This window comes from Polaribacter sp. Asnod6-C07 (assembly GCF_045063625.1).
Taxonomy (GTDB): Bacteria; Bacteroidota; Bacteroidia; order Flavobacteriales; family Flavobacteriaceae; genus Polaribacter; species Polaribacter vadi_A.
On the sequence record NZ_JBEFOF010000005.1, the window covers coordinates 3272080 to 3292394 of the forward strand.

The 20315-nt window shown below is 27.7% G+C and carries 28 protein-coding genes; all 28 read right to left on the minus strand.

All coding sequences use genetic code 11. The features are described 5' to 3' along the window. Window positions 1-36 precede the first annotated feature (36 nt). Complete coding sequence (locus tag ACJJVK_RS14215; protein ID WP_405567057.1) at window positions 37-654, minus strand: hypothetical protein; 618 nt, start codon at window positions 652-654, stop codon at window positions 37-39. A gap of 288 nt (window positions 655-942) precedes the next feature. Then, window positions 943-1797, minus strand: coding sequence for a CPBP family intramembrane glutamic endopeptidase (locus ACJJVK_RS14220; protein WP_405567060.1), 855 nt, complete (start codon window positions 1795-1797; stop codon window positions 943-945). Between the two features lie 228 nt (window positions 1798-2025). Beyond that, on the minus strand, window positions 2026-2847 hold the full coding sequence (locus ACJJVK_RS14225; RefSeq protein ID WP_405567062.1) for an alpha/beta hydrolase: 822 nt from the start codon (window positions 2845-2847) through the stop codon (window positions 2026-2028). A gap of 185 nt (window positions 2848-3032) precedes the next feature. Next, window positions 3033-3575, minus strand: a complete 543-nt coding sequence (locus ACJJVK_RS14230; RefSeq protein WP_405567064.1) for a hypothetical protein — start codon at window positions 3573-3575, stop codon at window positions 3033-3035. 132 nt (window positions 3576-3707) lie between these two features. Beyond that, a complete protein-coding gene (locus tag ACJJVK_RS14235) occupies window positions 3708-4253 on the minus strand; it encodes a hypothetical protein (protein ID WP_405567067.1) in 546 nt (181 codons plus the stop codon). Window positions 4254-4401: 148 nt separating this feature from the next. Continuing rightward, window positions 4402-4962 (minus strand): outer membrane beta-barrel protein, encoded by a 561-nt coding sequence (locus ACJJVK_RS14240; protein WP_405567070.1) that lies wholly within the window; start codon window positions 4960-4962, stop codon window positions 4402-4404. Window positions 4963-5217: 255 nt separating this feature from the next. Beyond that, complete coding sequence (locus tag ACJJVK_RS14245; protein ID WP_405567073.1) at window positions 5218-5877, minus strand: hypothetical protein; 660 nt, start codon at window positions 5875-5877, stop codon at window positions 5218-5220. 168 nt (window positions 5878-6045) lie between these two features. Beyond that, complete coding sequence (locus ACJJVK_RS14250; RefSeq protein ID WP_405567076.1) at window positions 6046-6606, minus strand: DUF6624 domain-containing protein; 561 nt, start codon at window positions 6604-6606, stop codon at window positions 6046-6048. Between the two features lie 218 nt (window positions 6607-6824). Beyond that, on the minus strand, window positions 6825-7460 hold the full coding sequence (locus ACJJVK_RS14255) for a hypothetical protein (RefSeq protein WP_405567079.1): 636 nt from the start codon (window positions 7458-7460) through the stop codon (window positions 6825-6827). Window positions 7461-7650: 190 nt separating this feature from the next. Beyond that, window positions 7651-8049, minus strand: coding sequence for a hypothetical protein (locus tag ACJJVK_RS14260; protein WP_405567082.1), 399 nt, complete (start codon window positions 8047-8049; stop codon window positions 7651-7653). A gap of 96 nt (window positions 8050-8145) precedes the next feature. Further along, entirely contained in the window at window positions 8146-8322 is a 177-nt protein-coding gene (locus tag ACJJVK_RS14265) for a hypothetical protein (RefSeq protein WP_405567085.1), read from the minus strand. Between the two features lie 303 nt (window positions 8323-8625). Next, window positions 8626-9087, minus strand: a complete 462-nt coding sequence (locus ACJJVK_RS14270) for a DUF1877 family protein (RefSeq protein WP_405567088.1) — start codon at window positions 9085-9087, stop codon at window positions 8626-8628. A 120-nt stretch (window positions 9088-9207) separates the two neighbouring features. Continuing rightward, complete coding sequence (locus tag ACJJVK_RS14275) at window positions 9208-9801, minus strand: phosphopantetheine-binding protein (protein ID WP_405567091.1); 594 nt, start codon at window positions 9799-9801, stop codon at window positions 9208-9210. A 162-nt stretch (window positions 9802-9963) separates the two neighbouring features. Beyond that, complete coding sequence (locus ACJJVK_RS14280) at window positions 9964-10794, minus strand: hypothetical protein (protein WP_405567094.1); 831 nt, start codon at window positions 10792-10794, stop codon at window positions 9964-9966. A 398-nt stretch (window positions 10795-11192) separates the two neighbouring features. Then, a complete protein-coding gene (locus ACJJVK_RS14285) occupies window positions 11193-11600 on the minus strand; it encodes a hypothetical protein (RefSeq protein WP_405567097.1) in 408 nt (135 codons plus the stop codon). Further along, on the minus strand, window positions 11597-11989 hold the full coding sequence (locus ACJJVK_RS14290; protein ID WP_405567100.1) for a hypothetical protein: 393 nt from the start codon (window positions 11987-11989) through the stop codon (window positions 11597-11599). Before ACJJVK_RS14290 ends, ACJJVK_RS14285 begins: the two co-directional genes overlap by 4 nt. 164 nt (window positions 11990-12153) lie before the next feature. Further along, the gene (locus ACJJVK_RS14295; protein WP_405567103.1) at window positions 12154-12837 is read right to left on the minus strand and encodes a DUF6891 domain-containing protein; all 684 of its coding nucleotides are present in this window, start codon (window positions 12835-12837) and stop codon (window positions 12154-12156) included. Between the two features lie 164 nt (window positions 12838-13001). Then, window positions 13002-13526 (minus strand): hypothetical protein, encoded by a 525-nt coding sequence (locus ACJJVK_RS14300; protein WP_405567106.1) that lies wholly within the window; start codon window positions 13524-13526, stop codon window positions 13002-13004. A 167-nt stretch (window positions 13527-13693) separates the two neighbouring features. After that, window positions 13694-14422, minus strand: a complete 729-nt coding sequence (locus tag ACJJVK_RS14305; protein ID WP_405567109.1) for a hypothetical protein — start codon at window positions 14420-14422, stop codon at window positions 13694-13696. Between the two features lie 187 nt (window positions 14423-14609). Further along, entirely contained in the window at window positions 14610-15005 is a 396-nt protein-coding gene (locus tag ACJJVK_RS14310) for a hypothetical protein (protein WP_405567112.1), read from the minus strand. A 51-nt stretch (window positions 15006-15056) separates the two neighbouring features. Further along, window positions 15057-15311, minus strand: coding sequence for a hypothetical protein (locus tag ACJJVK_RS14315; RefSeq protein WP_405567114.1), 255 nt, complete (start codon window positions 15309-15311; stop codon window positions 15057-15059). A gap of 161 nt (window positions 15312-15472) precedes the next feature. Further along, entirely contained in the window at window positions 15473-16057 is a 585-nt protein-coding gene (locus ACJJVK_RS14320) for a hypothetical protein (protein ID WP_405567117.1), read from the minus strand. 156 nt (window positions 16058-16213) lie between these two features. Beyond that, complete coding sequence (locus tag ACJJVK_RS14325; RefSeq protein ID WP_405567119.1) at window positions 16214-16717, minus strand: GNAT family N-acetyltransferase; 504 nt, start codon at window positions 16715-16717, stop codon at window positions 16214-16216. Between the two features lie 13 nt (window positions 16718-16730). Beyond that, window positions 16731-16967: a DUF3303 domain-containing protein gene (locus ACJJVK_RS14330; RefSeq protein WP_405567122.1), complete on the minus strand. Its 237-nt coding sequence runs from the start codon at window positions 16965-16967 to the stop codon at window positions 16731-16733. A 143-nt stretch (window positions 16968-17110) separates the two neighbouring features. Continuing rightward, window positions 17111-18292 (minus strand): hypothetical protein, encoded by a 1182-nt coding sequence (locus ACJJVK_RS14335; protein WP_405567124.1) that lies wholly within the window; start codon window positions 18290-18292, stop codon window positions 17111-17113. A gap of 172 nt (window positions 18293-18464) precedes the next feature. Next, window positions 18465-18884, minus strand: coding sequence for a hypothetical protein (locus ACJJVK_RS14340; RefSeq protein ID WP_405567126.1), 420 nt, complete (start codon window positions 18882-18884; stop codon window positions 18465-18467). An 18-nt stretch (window positions 18885-18902) separates the two neighbouring features. Beyond that, window positions 18903-19388, minus strand: a complete 486-nt coding sequence (locus ACJJVK_RS14345; protein WP_405567129.1) for a hypothetical protein — start codon at window positions 19386-19388, stop codon at window positions 18903-18905. Between the two features lie 234 nt (window positions 19389-19622). After that, complete coding sequence (locus tag ACJJVK_RS14350; protein ID WP_405567131.1) at window positions 19623-20021, minus strand: hypothetical protein; 399 nt, start codon at window positions 20019-20021, stop codon at window positions 19623-19625. Window positions 20022-20315 lie beyond the last annotated feature (294 nt).

Here is a 20315-nt window from a genome sequence, read left to right on the forward strand (position 1 = left end):
ACTAGCGATAAATTATTTATGGCTTAAGTTCGTTTTTTATTTTCCAATCATTATGTTGTACTCTTTTGGTATTTCTATTCCATTGAATCCATTTGTGAGTCCAAAAAGTATAACCAAAGTCAAAATTATCCCAATAATCAAAATTCCATATGATTGTTTGACTGTGTCAATTCCAAATATTTTACTTTTCATTTTTTTCGAATGAACTGCAGATATATGTCCAAAAAACGAAATAATAGCAAGTCCATAATATGGAATAAAAAATAAATTTAAAGGAAATGTATTTAGTCCTGCAACTCCGAAATAAATGTTAGTATCTAATTTTAAAATCAATCTGCCAGATAAAACCGCACCTAAATGTATTATCAGAAAAACAGAAAGATAAAGACCAGTCCAAATTTGTAACCTTTCGAAAAAGTTAGATTCCTTCTTCCTTTTTTTAAAGAATAATCTTATTCCTGAAATAATTTGAATTCCAACTGCGACTAGTAATATAGTTTCTACAATTATATTTCTATAAACAACTCTTAAATCGTTCATTAGTTTAACATGTGCATTTACTCCATAAAGGCTGTAAATATGATTAAACAAGTGTAAGCCAACAAATAATGAAATCGTAATTCCAGAGAAATAGTGTAATCTTTTTAGGTTCATTTTTCAGTTTTTATAAATGACTATAATTAATTACTTCATTTTTTGTCAATCTATTTCAGGAAAATTCAGGTATTAAATTTTTGCTAACGTTTAGTTTAAGAAACTTAATACAAATTATAAGCGATACGTTTCTGTTTGTTACTAAGCCAAATATAATATTTTGATTTTATCTTTTTTGTTGAAAATACCAAATTTTATTTTTGGCTACTTTGTAAATATGCACAGACCTATAGCAAAGCCTAAACCGCCTTATGTTTTTTATACATTCTTAGGAGCTATCTTTTTTATTTATAATTTTTCATTAATAGCTTTTCTCCAAAAGTAAATCCCAAAAATACAGGTCACAATTGCAAACATAATTCCGTTTTCTCCCAGCCAATGTTCCGTTTCTTCATTTTTAATTGTTAATTCAGGTAATATTTTTTGAATATACACATTGCTTACTGCATGAAAAATTACTGCTGGCCACAGGCTTTTAGATTTGAATGTATAATATGTCATAATAAATGACATTGACACAATAACAACATAAAATGTCGCTAATTCTAAAATTACATTTTGTCCATAATATACAATTAATGGCCAATGCCAAGATGCCCATATTATTCCACTAAAGACTGAAACTCCAGTAAAGGAAAGAACCTTTTTTAACTCATAAATAAAGAAACCTCTCCATCCAATTTCTTCTCCTAAAGTCGTTGCAGATGCTCTTACAACTTCAATAGTACCTATTAATAATACAGCTATAATTACTGAAGATGTTGTATTTAAAGTACCAATTCCAACCAATCCAAGTTCTTTAACCCAGTCAGAAATCACTTCCTTATTAGCTAAACTTCCAAACCCAAAAATCCAGATTAACAGATAAGTTACTAAGCCATATAAAGCAGGAATAAAATAAGATAATCGAATATATTTCCAATTTCCCCAATTCCAATTTAGAGAAGAAATAGACCTTTTTTTTATTTTTAATGTAATTATTGTTGCTATCGCTGGACACCACATTAAACCTCCAATATATATTCGTGAAGGATATAAATTAACTATTGCATAATGAAATAGAGAACTTATAATTGTAACAATAGCGAGGAAAATAAAGATTGTATTCCAAGCTTCTTTTCGTTCTGTTAATTTTTTTTGCATTTGAACTTTCTGATTGGTTTGTTAATTGAAGACGAAAAGTTCGTGTTTTTGTTACATTGCAGCAAACGTGTTTATAGATGGTTTGTTGCGTGAATTAAGCTCTAAAATGTAAATAAAACACAGATAAAAAGTCCGCGAAGACATTCGTAAATTATCTGAAACCAAGCAATTAATTATACATGGTGTTACCAAACGTATTTGTTGATATTACTAGCTTCGAAATCATTCCTATTGATTAATATATTTTAACCCTTCGTATAAAGCTACCAATGGTACAGAGCGATGGTTTTCTTTTTCAAAATATTCTATTTCGATATTTAGAGGTTTATCCGATTTCTTTATTATTAAAGTATAGAAAGAGTCGTGTCTTTCTTTATTTCTTTCGTAATTAGCCTCTCCTTGATTGGCAGTAGCTATATAAAGTTTTTTATCTAATGATATTGAGGAAATAGAATCAACTTTGTTTTTCATCATCTCCTCATTCCACCAAATACTTGGGTCTATTGAAATGTAAGCATTGAATACGCTATTTTTATCCATATAGGAATTTAGTGTAAGTAGGCCTCCTAAAGAGTGCCCAATAAGAGTTCTAAACGGTTCTGTCTTATACTTTTTATCAATATAAGGGACTAGTTCTTTCTCAATGAAATTCAAAAAATTCCTTCCACCTCCCATATTATTCGGTCGTTTGGTCTTAATTTTTGTAACTGTAAAATCTCGTTCTCTGTCAACATTCTCTATGGCTATAATAATACTTTCAGGCATTAAATTGTTTCGATTATTATTAGAACTCATAAAATGTACTATTCCAGATGCTGTTTTAAAATGAGTATATCCATCTAATAATATGATAACTGGATATTTTTTATCAACTTCAGATGATTTATTGTATGAATCAGGAAAACTTATTAAACAGGTTCTTTCTTCATCTAAAATATTAGATTTAATAACAAACTTACTTCCTACTATAATATTTGTTTCATTCTGTCCAAATATGGTTTGTACTCCTGAAAGAAGAATATATAAAATTACAAATGTCAAATTTTTCATAGTTTGCTTTATATGTTTGGTAACGATTTGTGTAAGAATAGTAAGGAATTAAAATACATATACTTTTCGGTTTAGCACTTAGCGAAATTTATAATTTCTCTTTTAAAAAGAGATACGCAAAAAATTGTAAATTTTGCGGACTTTGTAAAACACACTAAACCTTGGATTAAACATCAAACCCCATATTAATTATAGCCATTGTTAGCATTAGTTATTTTTTCCGTCTTTTTGGTCAATATAAAAAACAACACTGTCAAATACAAAAACATAAAATACCAAAACACTGAAGGGTATATAAATAACGATTGATATATGTCACCATATTCAATATTATTATTGTTTAAGTATTCACTAAATATTTCAATTCTATATTGCATTAAAAAATACTGTGATACTTTTGATATTATCCCTAAACCTAGAATTATAAGAATATATTTTCTTAATTTTTTGTAGTCTGGTAAATATTTTTCTGTCGATTTTTGTTTCAATATTCTTATTGAAGCAATTATTAAAAAAATAGAACAGGAAACATAAACTATCGGTTTTAAATACTCTAAGAGTTTAGGTCGTATATTTATTGTTATTCCTCCAACGATTAATAATTCTCCAAACAATTCAATAAATTGGTTAATAGAAAATATACAAATCATTCCAAAAATTACCCAAATCAGATAGAAATGTCCTTTGTTATATATCACTTTCTTAGTTTTTTTTCTTGTTAATGCCAACGTGTTTGTAGATGGTTTGTTGCGTGGTTTAAGTACCTAATTTGGTAAATAATTACTGACAAAGAAAATCCGAGAGGATTTTCGTAAGTAAGCTTTTTGCTAGCAATAAATTATATATGTTGTTGTGCATAGTTATTTATTTACTTCCAACATTTCATTTATTTTTGGTCTCCAATAATTAATTCTTTCCTGTCTTGACATATTTCTATCATACATACTATCGTCAATTTTCAATAATTCAGCATAAATTTTATCTCCAATTTTTTCTAAATCTGAATATGATTTATTCTCTTGATATTTAATTTTGTTGATTTCACGATTAAATTTTCGAGCAAAACTTTCATACAAGTCAAATCTTAATTTTTGGATTTTCATTAATTCCTTAAAATTTGTAGTGTCTTTTATCCAAGATTTATTTTGGTCAAACAAAGCTCTTACTTCTGCATCTTTCAAGTTTGTAGATTTTAAATAAAATCCGTGGAACCAAGATTCGTTTAATTCAGAATTCATATCTGCTTTTTCTTTAAAGTCAGAAGGTTTTATTTCCACATTTTCAGACCAAAATATTACGTGTTTTTTCAGAAAATAGTAATTAATTTCAACTCTATAATTCCAGTAAATAATTCCAATTATAAAAATTGAAACGAGGCTTATTATAATTTTACGGGTTTTCGTCATAATCATGCACAACGTGTTTGTAGATGGTTTGTTGCGTGTTTCAAGCAACTAATTTAGTAAATAATTACAGACAAAGAAAATCCGCAAGGATTTTCGTAAGTAAGCAAAAAGCCAGCAATAAATTATATATGGTGTTGGTAAAAGTTTTTTAAAATAAATAATATCCAAAACTAAGTTGAATCAATGTATTATATCCTTTAACAATATTATATCCACTACGCTTTCTATTTACAGATGGTTTTATACCTTGATAAAAGTTTAATTCCAAGAGAAAGTCCTTAATTTTCTTTCCTATACCTAAATTTATTCCTATGTCAAAAGAATGTGGCTCAGTATAATTAAATGTATTGTCTTCATATTTTAAGAGAAATCCAATTTGGGGTCCAGCAATAATATATGTGTTTTGAAAGAATTTTAAGTTTAGAGGAATATTTAAATAATCCATTTTATGATAACTATGTTCAAAATCTTTTGTGGTACGATTTCCTTGTTGAGAAAATAATAATTTAGGTCTAAATGTAATATTCGAGTTTATACTAAATTCATAAAATGCTCCAAAATGATAACTTATTTCATTTGTAAAATTAAATTTTCCTAATATTTCATCTGAAGATGAAGAGTTGTTAATTCCAACTAAAATTCCAGCTTTTTTTTGAGAAAATAATGAATAGGATAATAATATTATTATGATTATAATTTTTCTTTTCATATGTTAATTTTTACCAACTACTGGCTATACCCACTTTTTCTAAATTAATAACAATCCTCTCTCCTTTCAGTTCAAGAATTTTACAAAAGATAAATCTAGCGCTTAGTTTAAATTTTAGTTTTATTTCTTTTGACAGCTTACCTACGTTTCTCGTATAAGATTTGTTGCGTTTTAGTTATGCTAAAAGTAAGCAAAATATTAGACAACTTTGTGCCTACGTGTTTTTCCGAAGGAAAAATAAAGTAGCAATAAATTTTATACAGTGTTGTACACAGTTTTTAATTCTCCTTTTTTAATTAATTCAATCAGTTCGCATTTTTCTTTTGATTCAGTATGTTTAATGGAATCATTTCTAATTGTTAGAAAATTATAAGGAATATACTTTTTAGTAGAATCTGTTTTAATTTCAAAACTACTTTCTCCATAACTACTAATAGTAATTTTATCTGAACTTTTATAGAACCAATTTATTTGCGTTAATTCTCCATTTTTATCTTTTAAATACACTCGATAATTAGACTTGTCCAATTCCAATTTTGTAGGATAAAAAGCAATTCCATTTTTGTTAAATACAATTTGTTCACGTCTATGTACTTTTTCAAAGTTTTGTCCGAAATCAATATTATCTATGATTATAACTTTTCCACTAAAATCAGATGGTAAAATTAAATCTACTTTTTGCTTGTCAGAATAGTATAATGAGATTGAAGATGCTAGATTATAACCAGAATAAAACAGAATTAAAGGAATTAAAATCCAAAGTAATTTCTGTTTAATTTTTAGTTTTCCAAACAGAATTATAATCGCACCAATAATATAAATCGGAAATCCAACTATAAACCCAAAAAGAACAAAAAATGGAATAAAAAATCCAAGAATCATTAATACTATTCCAATTTTGTCAATTTTGCTCATTTATCAAATTCTGTTCTGATTTTTCTCAAATTACACCTAACGTGTTTGTACAAGGTTAGTTGCGTGGTTTAAGCACTAAATTTACTAAATAATTACTGACAAAGAAAATCCGCAAGGATTTTCGTAAGTAAGCTAAAAACAAGCAATTAATTTTGTACGGTGTTGGGCTTAGTTAATTCCTTCTTTATTCAATCTTTTTACTTTCTCTCGTTGCTGTTCTAAAGTTTCAACGCCAAATTCAATACGTTCGTCATCAGAGACTTTTGTTGTGTCAATTTCCCCTAATCTCCAAGGTTTATCAATTCCATGTTTCTGATATTGTGTTCCGTAAATTTGAGGTTTGCCAATACTTAATAAATACCTATCTGTAATTGCAGCAAACAACCATTTGTTTCTGGTCGAATCCAATTCGATAGACTTTTTTATGAAATTAAGTGCTTTTAAATAGTCAGTTGAATCTCTTCCATGCTGAAAAATCAATGCAGCATTGTAAAAGTCGTTCGAGGTTTTGAGTTTTTTTTTACTTTCTAAAACTTTTACTTTTTCTCTTCTTAAACTATCCTTTACATAAATCAACTTAGGATCTAATTCAGAGTTCTTTCTTTCATTTTGATCAGCATCAGTCAATTCAATTAATTCAACATTATCTATAGCAATCTCTTTTTTCCTTTTATTACAAGAAACTAGAATTAGAAATGCTAATATTAATATGTAATTTGTCTTTTTCATAATTAAGCACAACTACTGGTTATACTCACTTTTTCTAAATTAATAACAATCCTATCCCCTTTCAGTTCAAGAATTTTACAAAAGATAAATCTAGCGCTTAGTTTAAATTTTAGTTTTATTTCTTTTGACAGCTTACCTACGTTGTTTTGCAAAGAAGCAACAAGTTTTAGTTTAGCTAATTATAGTAATTTTTTATACACGGTGTTGCCCACAGTATTTTATTCTGTTTTTATATATTTTTCAATTTCAATTTCATTTTTTAAGTCAATTACTTTATTAGAAATCCAATCAACTAAAATTAGGTCAAACTCTTTTCCAATTGCTTTTAACCCGTTTTCGATTTTTGTTGTTGGTAAATTCTCCCAATTGTTAGAGTCAATCCAAATATGTTTTAATTCTCCATTTGAAGGTTCAAGAAATATTGCACTTTCAAATTCTCCATATGCAATGGTTTTCGGATTTTCGATTTCTGTAGGTTTTCCTCCACCACAATAAAGAAGTTTTTCATATTTAGATAATCCAATAGATTCAAATAATTTAGTGATTTTCTCAATTGAAATTCTCATTTTTTCAGTTTTAAATGGGATTTCTTCAATTTCTGTAATTTCAGTGAATCCTTTTCCGCTAAAATGCTCTTCTCCGTGTTTTTTAATCCGTTTATTATCGGCAAGAATAAATTCCATATTTTCTTTTGGAACAAGTTCAACTGTTAAATAATTATCTTCCCAAAAAAGCATTGTTGTTTTTTTGTCGTAATTATATTGTTCAACATCTTTTTTAGTTTTATTCCCTTTTTTTAAAGCATAAAAAACTCTCAGAGCAATAACTAAAAAAACAAATAAAGTCAGTGTCATTGTTCGGTTTTTTTATATCGTGGGTAACGTTGTTGTGTATGGTTAGTTGCGTGTTTAAGCAACTAATTTAGCAAATAAATCACAGATAGAATATTCCGCAGGAATGTTCGTAAGTCGGCAGTGACCAAGCAATTAATTATACACGTTGTTGCCATTTCGTTGTTTTTTTTCAAAATATCGTTGTGGTCAGTTAATTTACTCTTTCCATCTTTAACGACATAGTTTGGTCAAATAATAAAAAATAAATTTCTTCCTCTCTAGTTTCAATTACAATTTTTAAAATCGAAGATGGATTTTTATAATCAATAATTATCTGATTTTCCTTGTTTAATTTCCAATAACTATCAATTATAATTTGTGACACATTATCAGCATTAGTTTTTTTGAGCGTAAATATTTCATTGTTATCAAAACTAAATTCAGAATCCTTGAATAGTGTTAGATATTTCTCAATCCGAGAGTCTGATGATTCCGCATTGAATTCCGCTTTAGTGCATATCCAATTTCCAACAATATCTTGCAGTTCTTTTTTTTGACTAAAAGACGTGATTGATGATAATAGAAAAATTATAATAATTGCTTGTTTCATATTTGTTCAATATAGCTTTTGCCTTTTCTTTGTTTTAAATTCAGATTCAGATTCCGCAAACTTGCTAAAATTCAGTTTGATTAATAATTTTCAATGTTATCTTCTATTATTTACATAAAGAGTTAGTCCGTAATAGAAAAGTCCCATAAAAATAATAGTAAAGATTATTGAAACGGATTCACGATTTGTATTGGCAATTATCAGTTCAGTTGCAATATTAGAAGCAAAAAAACTTAATACAATTCTAACAAAGGTTATTTTTAAATATCTCATTAATGAGTTTTCAGATTTTGAGTGCGTTCCGCAATGAATGGCAACTATTGGCTATACCCACTTTTTCTAAATTAATAACAATCCTCTCCCTTTCAGTTCAAGAATGTTGCAAAAAATAAATCTAGCACTTAGTTTAAATTTTAGTTTTATTTCTTTTGACAGCTTACCTACGTAGTTGTATAAAATTAGTAGTCTGTTTTAAGCACTAAAGTTAGCAAATAAAACACAGATAGAAAGTCCGAGAGGACTTTCGTAAACAAGCAGGAACTAGCAATAAATTTTATACAGTGTTATACTTATTTTTTAATAATAATAAATTACGATTCCATCTTTTAAATCAGACGCTTTTTTAAATCCTTTCTGAAAGGCTTTTAGATGATGATTTATAAAATCTTTATTCTTAATCATTTCTGACCTATACACATCATTTTCAATCATTTCTTCTCTATTATAAATACTCATTAAATCATTAATGTCTATATTTTTAATTACATTATATATTCTTACAGTTTTTTCAAATTTTATAAATGTTTTATTCAATTCTAAAAGTATTTTTTCATTAGTAAAATCTAATTTTTGTAATAAATATTTAGTTATGTCCCACCCTTTACTCATTGGAAAAATAGTTTCATCTTCTTCATAAGTTTTCTCATTTATGCTGTCAAATTCATTATCAAGAAATTCTTCAAAATCGTCTTTATTCATTGTCATAAGTTTTTCAATCTTTTTATCAGACAATCTATAAAGTTCACAAACTATTCCCAAGCTATATTTTATTATGAGTGTGATTAATTACGTACAACTTTGTTGTGTTATAGAGAGTTACGTTTAAGCTAAAAATAAGCATTTTTTTATACACAGTGTTGGCAAATTGTTATTTATTATTTAATCAATTCCTAAATCGTTCGTAATTGAGTGTTCTAATTTTATTTCACTAATTGGAATTCCTAAATTTCTGTTTATTATTCCGATTATAATTCGTTCAACCTCGTATTTGTTTGTGATTTTTTTTATATCAATCAATTTTTCCTGATTCAAAGCGATTATCCAATCAATTAATTCACGTATTGTTCCGCTTGAAACTGGTGTTGTTCGTTTTATGGTTTTAATTCCAAATATTTTGACGTGAGAACCTAATTTTGGATTGAAATCAAGTGCAACTAATTCAGGTAATTCAAGTCCGATTTCTGTTTTCAATAAGTACCAATTTTCTTTCAATTCTGTTTGAGAGAGTAATTCCGTTATTTTTGTATCGGGTTTAATTTCTTTATCGGTCAGTTTTAAATTCCGAACTGCTTTTCTGATTCGGTAAAACACGATTTGTGTCAGACATTTGTCATTCAGATTTGTAATGATTTTGCTGTAAACAGAATCTACAAAATTTTGAACGGTATATATTTTTTCCGCTTCAGAATCCTCAATTCGAATTCCAAATTTGTCCTCAACTGATATCAATAATTCTACTGAATCTAATCCCATTAGCGGTTCGTTTTAAATGTTTGCCAACGTTGTTGTATATGGTTTGTTGCATGTTTCAAGCAACTAATTTAGTAAATATTTACGGACAAAGAAAGTCCGCGAGGACTTTCGCAAGTAGGCAAGAAGCCAGCAATAAATTATATACTGTGTTAGCAATAGTTTTTATTTTTCGTAAAATTCTTTTAAGGTAATATTTTTCCCTTTACTTAGTCTTTTTAATTCTTTTAAAATATAATATCTATGCATAAAACCACATAGTACAACAAATTTTTTACCTACATTTTGTTCAGCAATTTTCATTATGTTTTTTGCCATAGTTTGATTTCGTAAATCCCAAAAATCAGCCCAAAGTTGATATCCATCTCTATAACTTATTTTTTCTCCATTTGGCTTTATTAAAAATTTATTGGCGAATTCATCTCTATTATTCGTGATTTTTGGAATCATTTTATATTGATAGAATTGACGATATTTACATAAACTATCAGCTCTAACGTTATTCCAAGCTTCTGGACTTTTTGAGGCGATTGATATTAATGGTTCTAAAGCTTCTTGGTAAGTTTTAAAAATTTTAACTTCTGATGCAGTTAAGAGGTCAGCTTTATATAAACTGTCAACTAATCTTAATGTTAACCCATCAGTTGGTCGCATTCCGTTATCGATTCTATATTGATTTCTATTTTCAAATTCGTATGGTCTTAATTCTGTCTCAGGGTACTTCTTAATGTATTTAGAAGAAGCCATTCCTTCATTTTCAGTGGGTGTTTTTATAAATTTAAAAGCTTCATTAAAAGCTGAAGAGTCTTGTTCATGTAATATAAAATCGGGTTTTACATTTTCTAAAATCGTAAAAAGAATTTCTGAATTGAAATTAGGCACGGGTTTATGCTGAGCTCCAATAACAATAATCTCAGTTGTATTTTCTGTTTTTTCTTTTGTTTTACATGAAAAGAATGCTAATGATATTATTAATGCTAATGTGACTTTTTTCATTTTTTTAATTATTGCCAAACGTTGTTGTATATGGTTTGTTGCGTGTTTTAAGCCACTAATTTAGTAAATAATTACGGACAAAGAAAGTCCGCGAGGACTTTCGCAAGTAGACAGGAAGCCAGCAATAAATTATATACGGCTTAAGTTAGCATTTTAATAAAAAGGTTAAATTAAGGCCTTAAAAATCAGAAAGAATAAAAGAGAGAATTAAGGTTAGTATATACGGTGAAGCTTTGACTTCGACAACACTGATAATCCTGATAATTATAGCTTGTTGAATTGGAAATAAATCGACTAAAGGAGATTTATTCTACTTCAACAATGCCAGAAAACTATTGCCTAAATTTAATGAAGAATTTATTTGTTTTTTAACTCAGTTCTTTGTTGGCAACAGTTTTTTATTTCAGGATTTTTTCAATTGATTCTCTATCCACTTTTAATGATTTTAGAATGTATTGAGCATATTCCTTATTCGTTTTTTTCATTTTGTCAAATAACTCCATTAAGTCAGTCGCAAATAATCTCTCGTTTACAGTCATTCCTTCAATTCCGACAACTTTTGATGTTCCTTTCATTACTCTTCTTTGTAAGTCAAACCATTCAAGTTGATTTTTTATACGCTTAAGAATATCAGCATCGTTGTCATTATGGATATCTCTTAAATTGTAATTTGGATTTCTTGGGTCAGTAGACTTTTGAAATTCATTTATTTTGAGATTAAATAGCGCTTGTCCAAATCTTAATTCTGGGTCATATTCTAAATAGCTAGAAATCAAATCAATTATTTCTTTATGCTCTTTCTTCATTTCTTATTTTCTATTATTGCTCTTTTACAATATTCAAATGTTTTGATTACTGCATTTCCAATTTCTTCAAAATCCGTTGTGTCCATAATAGAAATCTCGGGTGCTTTTTCATAATCCCAATAAGGTGTAGAAACGTATGTTTTGTTTTCCGTTTCAATTACCACAACAACATATTCCCAATCCTCCTCTCGAACCTTTTTGTGGTTATTTGAGGATTCCCATTTTATTCCGTCATATTCTCGGTTATAAAGTCCGGAATGAACAACTTTTCCAATTTCTGAAGAATTTGAGGATTTTAAAATTCCAGAATATTTTAAGTCACTTCTTCTGAAAACATCAATTTGTTCAGTTGATTTTGAAACATAAATATCTGTAGCTTTTATTTCCAAGGTTGTTTTTTAAATTGTTGCCAACGTTTATGTATAAGAATAGTTGCGGGTTTGTATGCGAGGATTTTCCGAAGGAAAATCAGACGTTACAAACACGCAACGACCTTTGATTAAGCACTAAGCCGTAATTATTTTTATACGGTGTTGTGTGTAGTGCTTTTTTACTACCATATTTTCCAAAATGGTTTTTTACTCTTATCCTCAATATTATCTTTTTCTGGTTTATGGTACTTTTCGATAATCTCAAATACTCGACCATAATTGTAATCAATATTATCAACTGTTTTTTTCCAATTGATGTTTAGAATTTCAATTCGAGTGTCAATCGAACCATTCCATTTAGTTTTAAATCCATTATCAGTTAAAACACTAATAATTTTTTCGGCAACTTCTTTTGCAAGTTCATCATCACGATTATAACTGTCAAAACCTATAAAAAGCATCTTTTCTTCCGCAATTGCTCTTTCTAAATCCTGTGTATGATAATAACAATATCCTTTAGCACTAATTCCGATTTCTTTAAGTTCGGCAATAATTTCAGAACAATCTTCTTCTCCGTCACTTTTCGTATAACCAGCTCTGTGAAGAGAAACGATTTTATTTTTATTCAGTTCGTCAAAGGATTTTACCAATCTATCAAAATCGGTTGGTTTTTCCCATTTTAGACTTTCAGCTTGATGTTTTTTTAATCTGATGTCGATTTCTTGTTTTAACCATTTTTCATCGAAATCACTTTCGTCATAAAACATTTCACTTATACTTTCAAGTAAATCATCTCCATTTTCAAACCCAAAAAGTATATCCTTTTCAAGTTGTTCAATTGCTTCGTCTTTGATTTCTTGGTTCATATTTTATCGTAGTTCGTTGGTTTTTTGCATTACACACAACGTTGTTGTATAAGATTAGTTGCGTGTTTTAAGCACTAAAGTTAGCAAATAAATCACAGATAGAAAGTCCGCGAGGACTTTCGTAAATAGACAAAACGCCAGCAATAAATTATATACGGTGTTAGCTACTGTTTTATTTTCAGGTATTTTGAAAAAAAATCTACAAACCAATTCAAATCATTCAAAAGGTATTGCTCATTTTCATCATCAAATCCTAAAATTATATGTTTTTGGTCATTCAAGTCAATCAAATTTAAGGTTCCTTCATAAAAGTCTTCTTTTATTTCTGTTATTTCAGGTTTTAATTCCTTCACATTTTCAGAGTTAAAAGTTATTTCCAAATTTTCATCTTTAATTTTTATTGAATTATTCACCAGAGTTTTTGTGCTTGAGTTATTTCCCCATTTTGAACCCATTCTAGTAAAATTGAAAATTGCAGTTCCAAACAAAAATATAAGAGTAGCTATAATTTTTCCTCTTCCAATTTCAAATTCAATAATATTCCCACCAAACAAAATTAATAGAGTAATTCCTGTTACAAGTGGAAAAATAATTAAACCAAAAAAGTTGACTAAGTCCAGTTTAGGTTTTCCAATTACGATTCTTCCATTTTGTTCAAAATGTTTAATTTTCAATCTTTTCAGTTTCAATTGTAGTACGTTATTCTTTTCCATCTTAAATTGTAGCTAACGTGGATGTATAAGCTTTGTTGCGTTGTTTTGGCAATGAATTTACTAAATAAAACACGAACGACGAAATTTCGAAGGAATTTCCCAAGTGAGCCCAAAATAGCAATAAAGTTTATACTGTGTTGGGTTTAGTTACTGTAATAAGCTATTACTTTATTTCTTTCAGGGTTTTTTGTTGATATTTTCAGTTTAATTAAATCACCAATTTGCCTTCTTCCAACTCTTTTTCCAATTGTTTTTTCACCTTTAAATATTTCGTTTTGAAATTTATATTCAAAAGTTAGTTTCTGATAGTAGTAACCACTTCCAGCGTGAACCATTTTTGTTTCAACTATTTTGGCTTTTACAAATTTTGTTTCACTAAAAATAAATTTATATTCTTCAGAATTCCAATAGTAGAAAGATGTTCCAAAAATAAAAACAATTCCAAATGTTATTAAGATAGGTTTTAAAAAATCAAATTTTTCTCTTTCCTTTTTTTTCTCATACTCAACTTTCCACTTATTAAAATTCTTCTTTTCTTCTTCCTTTTTTAATTCGCTATATTTTTCAATAGATTTTTTTGTGACTTTATAATCTAATTCATTTATATAATTATCAATAAATTTATTGAGTACTTCGAATTTTTGAATATTAATTCCAGTTCTTTCTTGAGATTTTTCATTAAATTTTATAAAATTTAAATGGTAATTATTCTCAATTTTATAAATATGTAGAGTAGAAGTTTCTTTGCTTATTGATAATTCAAATTTTGAAGTTAAATCAAAACTATTTTTTTTCTCTAATATTTTTGAAATAACATCTGAATTATATTCATAAACTTTATCTTCTTTGTATGAATAATATTGTAAATTCATTCTGATTCCTTTTCTTTTTAGCTCTTTTTTACTTGGATTTGTTAATTAAACCCAACGTGTTTGTATATGGTTTGTTGCGTGATTAAGCACCTAATTTAGCAAATAAAAAACGAATAGAAAATTCGCGAGAATTTTCGTAAGTAGGTTAGAACTAGCAATAAATTATATACTTTGTTGTGTGCAGTTTTTATAGTCCGTTTATATTTTTCCATTCCGATAATTTTTTCGGATGTTCGTTGTCGTTAGGGAAATGCTTTTTAGCAAAATCAAACTGCTTAAATGTTAGCAAAACCATTTCTCCATCATTATCACACTTTATTGGATAAAATCTGTTTTCGCTGTTCTGATTTTTCAATTCCGAATTAAGCATTTTTATAAAGTTCAGATATGCAATTCCCCAATCATAGTCAGTAAATTGTCCATCGAATGCAACGTATTCAGTTCCGTTTAATTCAATCGTATGTTTCCAATAATTATCTGTCTGCTCACTTTTTACATTCGCATAATCAAGTTTTAATCCTAATTTTTCGAACGATGATTTGACTTTATCCAAATATTCAGTTAATCCATCCGTTTCAAACAATGTTTCGCAATCGACAGCAAAAAATCGGTTGTCAGTATAATCTGTTGTTTCTCAACGCATTGTACTAGAAAAGAAATTCCATTTGTCTTTAGATTCCGCAAATTCTTGCTTAACGGTTTCTAATTCCGATTCGTCAGTTAGATTGAAAAACTCAAGTTTATCTAATTCGGATACGATTTCTTTTCCCGAAATTTTTACTACGATTTCTGATTTATTTTGTTCAGGCTGAACATTATTTTTTTGTTCTTTCTTTTGAGAATTACAGCTCAAAATTCCAATAAAAAGTAGAAATATTAATTTTTGCATAATGTTTTTCTCAAATTGCACACAACGTTGTTGTATAAGCTTTGTTGCGTTGTTTAAGCAGTGAATTTAGTAAATAAAACACGAACGGCGAAATTCCGAAGGAATTTCCCAAGTGAGCCAAAACTAGCAATAAAGTTTATACGGTGTTACCTGTAGTTTTTTTATTCCTCTATAACTTCTGTATAATTAACGGGAATTATTTCAGTTAATTCATTCCACTTTAGATTGTCATTTTTTTCATTCGATTTCATTAATTCATTTAGATTTTTTCCAAATTTTTCAATTGCAAATTCATTTTTCGTTTCGTTATAAGCTGTATAGATTTTGTTCCTAATTTTACTGTACTTTTTATAATTCAGTTCTTGGTGATACGAAGCTGAAATAATAACGTATTTATTCATAAGAATTTTTCCAGAATAAGTAAATTCCTTTTTGATAGTGGTTGGCATTTCCTCATTTTCTGAATTCGGGGATAAGTATTCCTTCAGTTTTTTAACTATCAAAGTGTCATTTACTATTTCTCCTTCAATTTTAACTTCTCCATTTTGATTTACGTTAATTTCAACAATATTCCTTTCCTTAATAATAAATGGTTCAGATTTATTCCTAATATTATTTATATAATTGTCAAAATTGTAATTCAATTCAACAACTTTAAAGTCAGGTTTCAAAGCTTTTTCAACATTTTCCTTACAAGAAAGAAATATTAAAATAAATACTAGTAAGTATATTTTCGGGATTTTCATTTTTTTTAATTACAGGTAACGTTGTTGTGTATGGTTAGTTGCGTGTTTAAGCAACTAATTTAGTAAACAAAAACGAACGCGAGAAAATTCCGAAGGAATTTTCCAAATAAGCAACGACCAAAGCAATTAATTATACACGGTGTTGGCAAATCGTTTTTATTCCGCAATCAATATTTTTTCCATTTTATAATCCTCTACAGAATGTCCATTCGGGAACGAGTTAATAAGCGATTCCACTATTATAAATCCATTTTTCAGATAAATGTCAATCGTATTCTGGTTATGTTGGTTAACAATTAGCTCAATTTTTTCAATTCCGTTATCCGTCGCAAATCCGTTAACATATTCCAACGCTGTTTTTCCGATTTTCAACCCACGAAACGATTTTAAAATATAGAGTTTGCTCAAAATTAGTTTTTTATTCAGTTTTTGAATTCCTAAATATCCAACATTTTTAGTATCAAAATTTAAGAGAAAATAACTAAAATTCTCATTTTTAATTTGTTTTCCAATTGCATTTTCCGATTGGAATTCTGTCAAAAAATAATCGGTATGTTCAGCAGGAATTATTGGGTCATAAACTTCGTGCAAAATCTCTTTTGCTAATTTTTCAATGATTTTAAATTCAGACGTGTTATTAGCTTTGTTAATTTCAATCATTTTGTAAAGGCACTTAATCTATTGGGAAGATTTCAAAATCTGTATATTCTTTCCAATTATTCGTCCATTCATCAAATAATTCAGGTTTATTTGTTTCCATAAGTTGGAAACAAATACTCTGTTCTTTATTAACCCAAGAATTTAAATAGTAAAGACCCTCAGGAAGCATTCTTCCTTTCTTATTCCATAATTCATTATTTTTCTCAAGGCAATTAGGTTTGAATTTTTCAACAACCATAAATTTTTTCATTATTCTCTGTTTTAATGTTTGCCAACGTTGTTGTGTATGATTTGTTGCGTAAATTTAGCTAAAAATAACCAATAATTACAGACTTTTATGCGAGCGAGGTTTTTCGCAAGAAAAACTTAGTAAGCAATAAATTATACACGGTGTTAGGGCACGTTTTTTATTTCAGGCAATAGTTTATTCAATTCAGAATATTTTTTTAAGCTTTTTAAACTATCACTTACTCTAATTAATTGTTTTACAAGTTCAATGTTAACTTTTGGTTCCAAATTATTTATTCGCTCATATATTTCATAATTATTTAATTCAATTTTTGATTTATTAACTAAAATTATTTCTTCCTTTAGAGTTTCAAATAATTCTTTTGTTTCGTTAGAATCACACTCAAAGTACATAATTTGTTTTAAAATATTTTCAGGTAAAGCATATTGCCAATTATTAAGTGGACGTGATTTAGAATGGTATCTATATGAACTATATATTTTATGATTATGAATAATAATTTTTTGAAGGATGATAGTATCAATTGATAATTTCCCTTCTTTTGAAAATATTTCTTTAATATCTCTAACTTGTTTTCTTGCGCTTTGAGTTCGCCATTGTTTGAGTATTTCTATTGTCGTTTTATTGTATTTAACTCCATATTTTTTTTTGGCTTTAGACTTTTCTAATTCAACATAATTATATTCTTTTTCATATCGTGTGAAATACATATCATTTAGTTTATTTTGGTCAACTGTAGTTGTTTTATATAAAATTAGAGTTGTTATGACTGAAACAAATACTGAAATAAATATCCACTTTCCTGTTTTATAAATAAGTCTAACTAAAAACCAATTTTGGGCAAAAATCACAATTGGAATAAGAATGAACAAAATCGAATGGTCTTCGTATAAGTTTATAGAATGACCATAATTAGTTGAGTTTTTCGCCAAAATTAAAAATAAAAAAAGGCAACCCAATTGAGCTATTAGAAATAAAACTAACCAAAAAATTAGTTGAGTATTAGTTCTAACTTGTTGTTTGTAAAGTTTATGTTTTTTCCTTTTATTTATTGAACCTCCCATCCAAACCCAAATAGTAATAGAAAGGCCTAAAACTGTAGAAAGGGAAACAAAAAAATAATTGAAGAAGGTTAATTCTTTATTCTCAAAAGTTAATAAGTCTTCTGATATACTTGTTAAATATCTAATAAGTTCTCTTGTCTTATTAATAATTAAAGAAATTGTTATTGCAGATATAAAACCAGAGATAATTCCAAACCAAAATCGTTGTTTTCCTATATTTTGAATTGAAATTTTATCTTTTTTGAAGTCTATTTTTTTCATTCAATTTTTAAGTTCAAATTTCGATTTTATATGTGCCCTAACGTTGTTGTATAAGCTTTGTTGCGTTGGTTAAGCAGTGAATTTACTAAATAAAACACGAACGGCGAAATTCCGAAGGAATTTCCCAAGTGAGCTAAAAACAGCAATAAAGTTTATACGGTGTTGTGCAACGTTATTCTCTATATAATTTTTCAATTGTTGAGTAATTTCCATTCACAAAATGTTCTAAATATTTCAATGAATTTTCAAAATTTAATGACCAAAAATCATCGACAACCATTTTTTCTTTTTCTCCTAATAGACCAAATAGGACTTTAACCTTTTTTGGCCTGCTATACCACAATGAAAACTCTAATTTTCCATTTTTATCATAACCAGCTGTTAAACAAAAACTCTTTTTATTCTCAATATTGGTGAAATCTAATGATGGACTATATTGTACATTCTCTTGCTTTAAAGTATCAGAAAATTTTAATTTTTCAATCCAAGGATAATTCTCGGCAATCTCCAAAACTTCTTTTTCCGAAATTGGACTATTTATGTATTCAATATCTTCTTTTTCTGGATGACAAATTGAGTATTTAAAATTCATTTTTTTGTTTTAATTATGTTATTTTTTAGTCATTTTTTTTATTTCAATTATTTCAATTATTTCAATTATTTCACTCAATTTATTGATTCCGTTTTTTGAGGCAAGTTTAAATCCTAATTCGAGAAAAATAAATCTCATAACTAAAATTGTCATTGCAAGGTTAAATATTAATTCCCATTCAGTTTTGATTATCGCTGTAATTATTCCCAAAAAAGCAAACAAAACGATCGCTACAAAAATAATTTTAATAATTTTTCCAGTCCGAATTTCCAACGTTCCTTTTTGGTTTTCTAATTTTCCTTTTATAACGCAAAATTCTCCGATTATTTTTTTTGAAATTTTTAATTCAAATTTATTCTTTTCAACTTTTCCTATAAATGATTGATTATTCCAATTAACAACAAATTGATCTTTAGATAAAGTTTGATTTTTCAAATCTGTAATAGCCGATAAACTATCTTTATTTAATTCGATAGAATAATCTTTATTAGGAAATATTTTCATTCAGCTCAGAGTTTTTTGCCAATGTTGCACAACGTTGTTGTATATGGTTTGTTGCGTGTTTCAAGCAACTAATTTAGTAAATAATTACGGACAAAGAAAGTCCGCGAGGACTTTCGTAAGTAGGCGAGAAGCTAGCAATAAATTATATACGGTGTTGGCAATAGTTTAAGTTTCATTCTTTTCTAATATCATATACAAGTATTCAATTCAGTAGACCGAGTTAGAAAATTGATGTTATTTACAAACTTCAAGAATTATTAATTCAGCTGCTTTACTAGGTACAGGAACAGCCGAAGTACTATTACCAATAAAAATATTACCTGGCTCGTCAAAGTAAATTTCGCTTGTTGCTTTTAATTTAAATTTGGGTTCTGGTAAAAAATGTGTTCCGGTTTCAGTTTCATAAACTAATACCTGACCTAATTTTAAATTTTCATTATAAGTAAGTTCTAGTAAATATGGCCTATTTAAATAAATCAGTTTAATTATTATTTCATCTTTATAATAAGCAATATCTTCTGTGTTTAGAACTTCTTCTTTATGAAAATAATTAAGTAACTGATTGAAAATTCTTTTTCCGTTTTCAATATTCTTTTTAAATGTGTTGATTCTGTATTCTTCTTGATGTGTCATTTTAAATTATTTATTAAAAAAATTATATTATTTAGCTTTAAAAGTTATAAGTTTAAATCCTTGGTTTTTCAATTATGGATAATCTAGTTTGGCGTATTTGTCTTTTTTTTAATTTAGTCTTTATGATAGTTTCCCTCGGCTAATTCAAATTATTGCCAACGTCTCTGTGTATGAGTTGTTGCGTTGTTTAAGCCTGTAATTTAGCAAATAAAAACCGAACAGAAAATCCGCTAGGATTTTCCAATTACACACAGACCAAGCAATGAATTATACACGTTGTTGTAAGTAGTTTTT

Excerpts from the sequence above, each read along its gene's own strand:
- ACJJVK_RS14215 (WP_405567057.1), bottom strand. The coding sequence starts at position 654 with ATGAACCTAAAAAGATTACACTATTTCTCTGGAATTACGATTTCATTA.
- ACJJVK_RS14220 (WP_405567060.1), bottom strand. The coding sequence starts at position 1,797 with ATGCAAAAAAAATTAACAGAACGAAAAGAAGCTTGGAATACAATCTTT.
- ACJJVK_RS14225 (WP_405567062.1), bottom strand. The coding sequence starts at position 2,847 with ATGAAAAATTTGACATTTGTAATTTTATATATTCTTCTTTCAGGAGTA.
- ACJJVK_RS14235 (WP_405567067.1), bottom strand. The coding sequence starts at position 4,253 with ATGACGAAAACCCGTAAAATTATAATAAGCCTCGTTTCAATTTTTATA.
- ACJJVK_RS14240 (WP_405567070.1), bottom strand. The coding sequence starts at position 4,962 with ATGAAAAGAAAAATTATAATCATAATAATATTATTATCCTATTCATTA.
- ACJJVK_RS14245 (WP_405567073.1), bottom strand. The coding sequence starts at position 5,877 with ATGAGCAAAATTGACAAAATTGGAATAGTATTAATGATTCTTGGATTT.
- ACJJVK_RS14250 (WP_405567076.1), bottom strand. The coding sequence starts at position 6,606 with ATGAAAAAGACAAATTACATATTAATATTAGCATTTCTAATTCTAGTT.
- ACJJVK_RS14255 (WP_405567079.1), bottom strand. The coding sequence starts at position 7,460 with ATGACACTGACTTTATTTGTTTTTTTAGTTATTGCTCTGAGAGTTTTT.
- ACJJVK_RS14260 (WP_405567082.1), bottom strand. The coding sequence starts at position 8,049 with ATGAAACAAGCAATTATTATAATTTTTCTATTATCATCAATCACGTCT.
- ACJJVK_RS14265 (WP_405567085.1), bottom strand. The coding sequence starts at position 8,322 with ATGAGATATTTAAAAATAACCTTTGTTAGAATTGTATTAAGTTTTTTT.
- ACJJVK_RS14275 (WP_405567091.1), bottom strand. The coding sequence starts at position 9,801 with ATGGGATTAGATTCAGTAGAATTATTGATATCAGTTGAGGACAAATTT.
- ACJJVK_RS14280 (WP_405567094.1), bottom strand. The coding sequence starts at position 10,794 with ATGAAAAAAGTCACATTAGCATTAATAATATCATTAGCATTCTTTTCA.
- ACJJVK_RS14285 (WP_405567097.1), bottom strand. The coding sequence starts at position 11,600 with ATGAAGAAAGAGCATAAAGAAATAATTGATTTGATTTCTAGCTATTTA.
- ACJJVK_RS14295 (WP_405567103.1), bottom strand. The coding sequence starts at position 12,837 with ATGAACCAAGAAATCAAAGACGAAGCAATTGAACAACTTGAAAAGGAT.
- ACJJVK_RS14305 (WP_405567109.1), bottom strand. The coding sequence starts at position 14,422 with ATGAATTTACAATATTATTCATACAAAGAAGATAAAGTTTATGAATAT.
- ACJJVK_RS14315 (WP_405567114.1), bottom strand. The coding sequence starts at position 15,311 with ATGCAAAAATTAATATTTCTACTTTTTATTGGAATTTTGAGCTGTAAT.
- ACJJVK_RS14320 (WP_405567117.1), bottom strand. The coding sequence starts at position 16,057 with ATGAAAATCCCGAAAATATACTTACTAGTATTTATTTTAATATTTCTT.
- ACJJVK_RS14325 (WP_405567119.1), bottom strand. The coding sequence starts at position 16,717 with ATGATTGAAATTAACAAAGCTAATAACACGTCTGAATTTAAAATCATT.
- ACJJVK_RS14330 (WP_405567122.1), bottom strand. The coding sequence starts at position 16,967 with ATGAAAAAATTTATGGTTGTTGAAAAATTCAAACCTAATTGCCTTGAG.
- ACJJVK_RS14335 (WP_405567124.1), bottom strand. The coding sequence starts at position 18,292 with ATGAAAAAAATAGACTTCAAAAAAGATAAAATTTCAATTCAAAATATA.
- ACJJVK_RS14340 (WP_405567126.1), bottom strand. The coding sequence starts at position 18,884 with ATGAATTTTAAATACTCAATTTGTCATCCAGAAAAAGAAGATATTGAA.
- ACJJVK_RS14345 (WP_405567129.1), bottom strand. The coding sequence starts at position 19,388 with ATGAAAATATTTCCTAATAAAGATTATTCTATCGAATTAAATAAAGAT.
- ACJJVK_RS14350 (WP_405567131.1), bottom strand. The coding sequence starts at position 20,021 with ATGACACATCAAGAAGAATACAGAATCAACACATTTAAAAAGAATATT.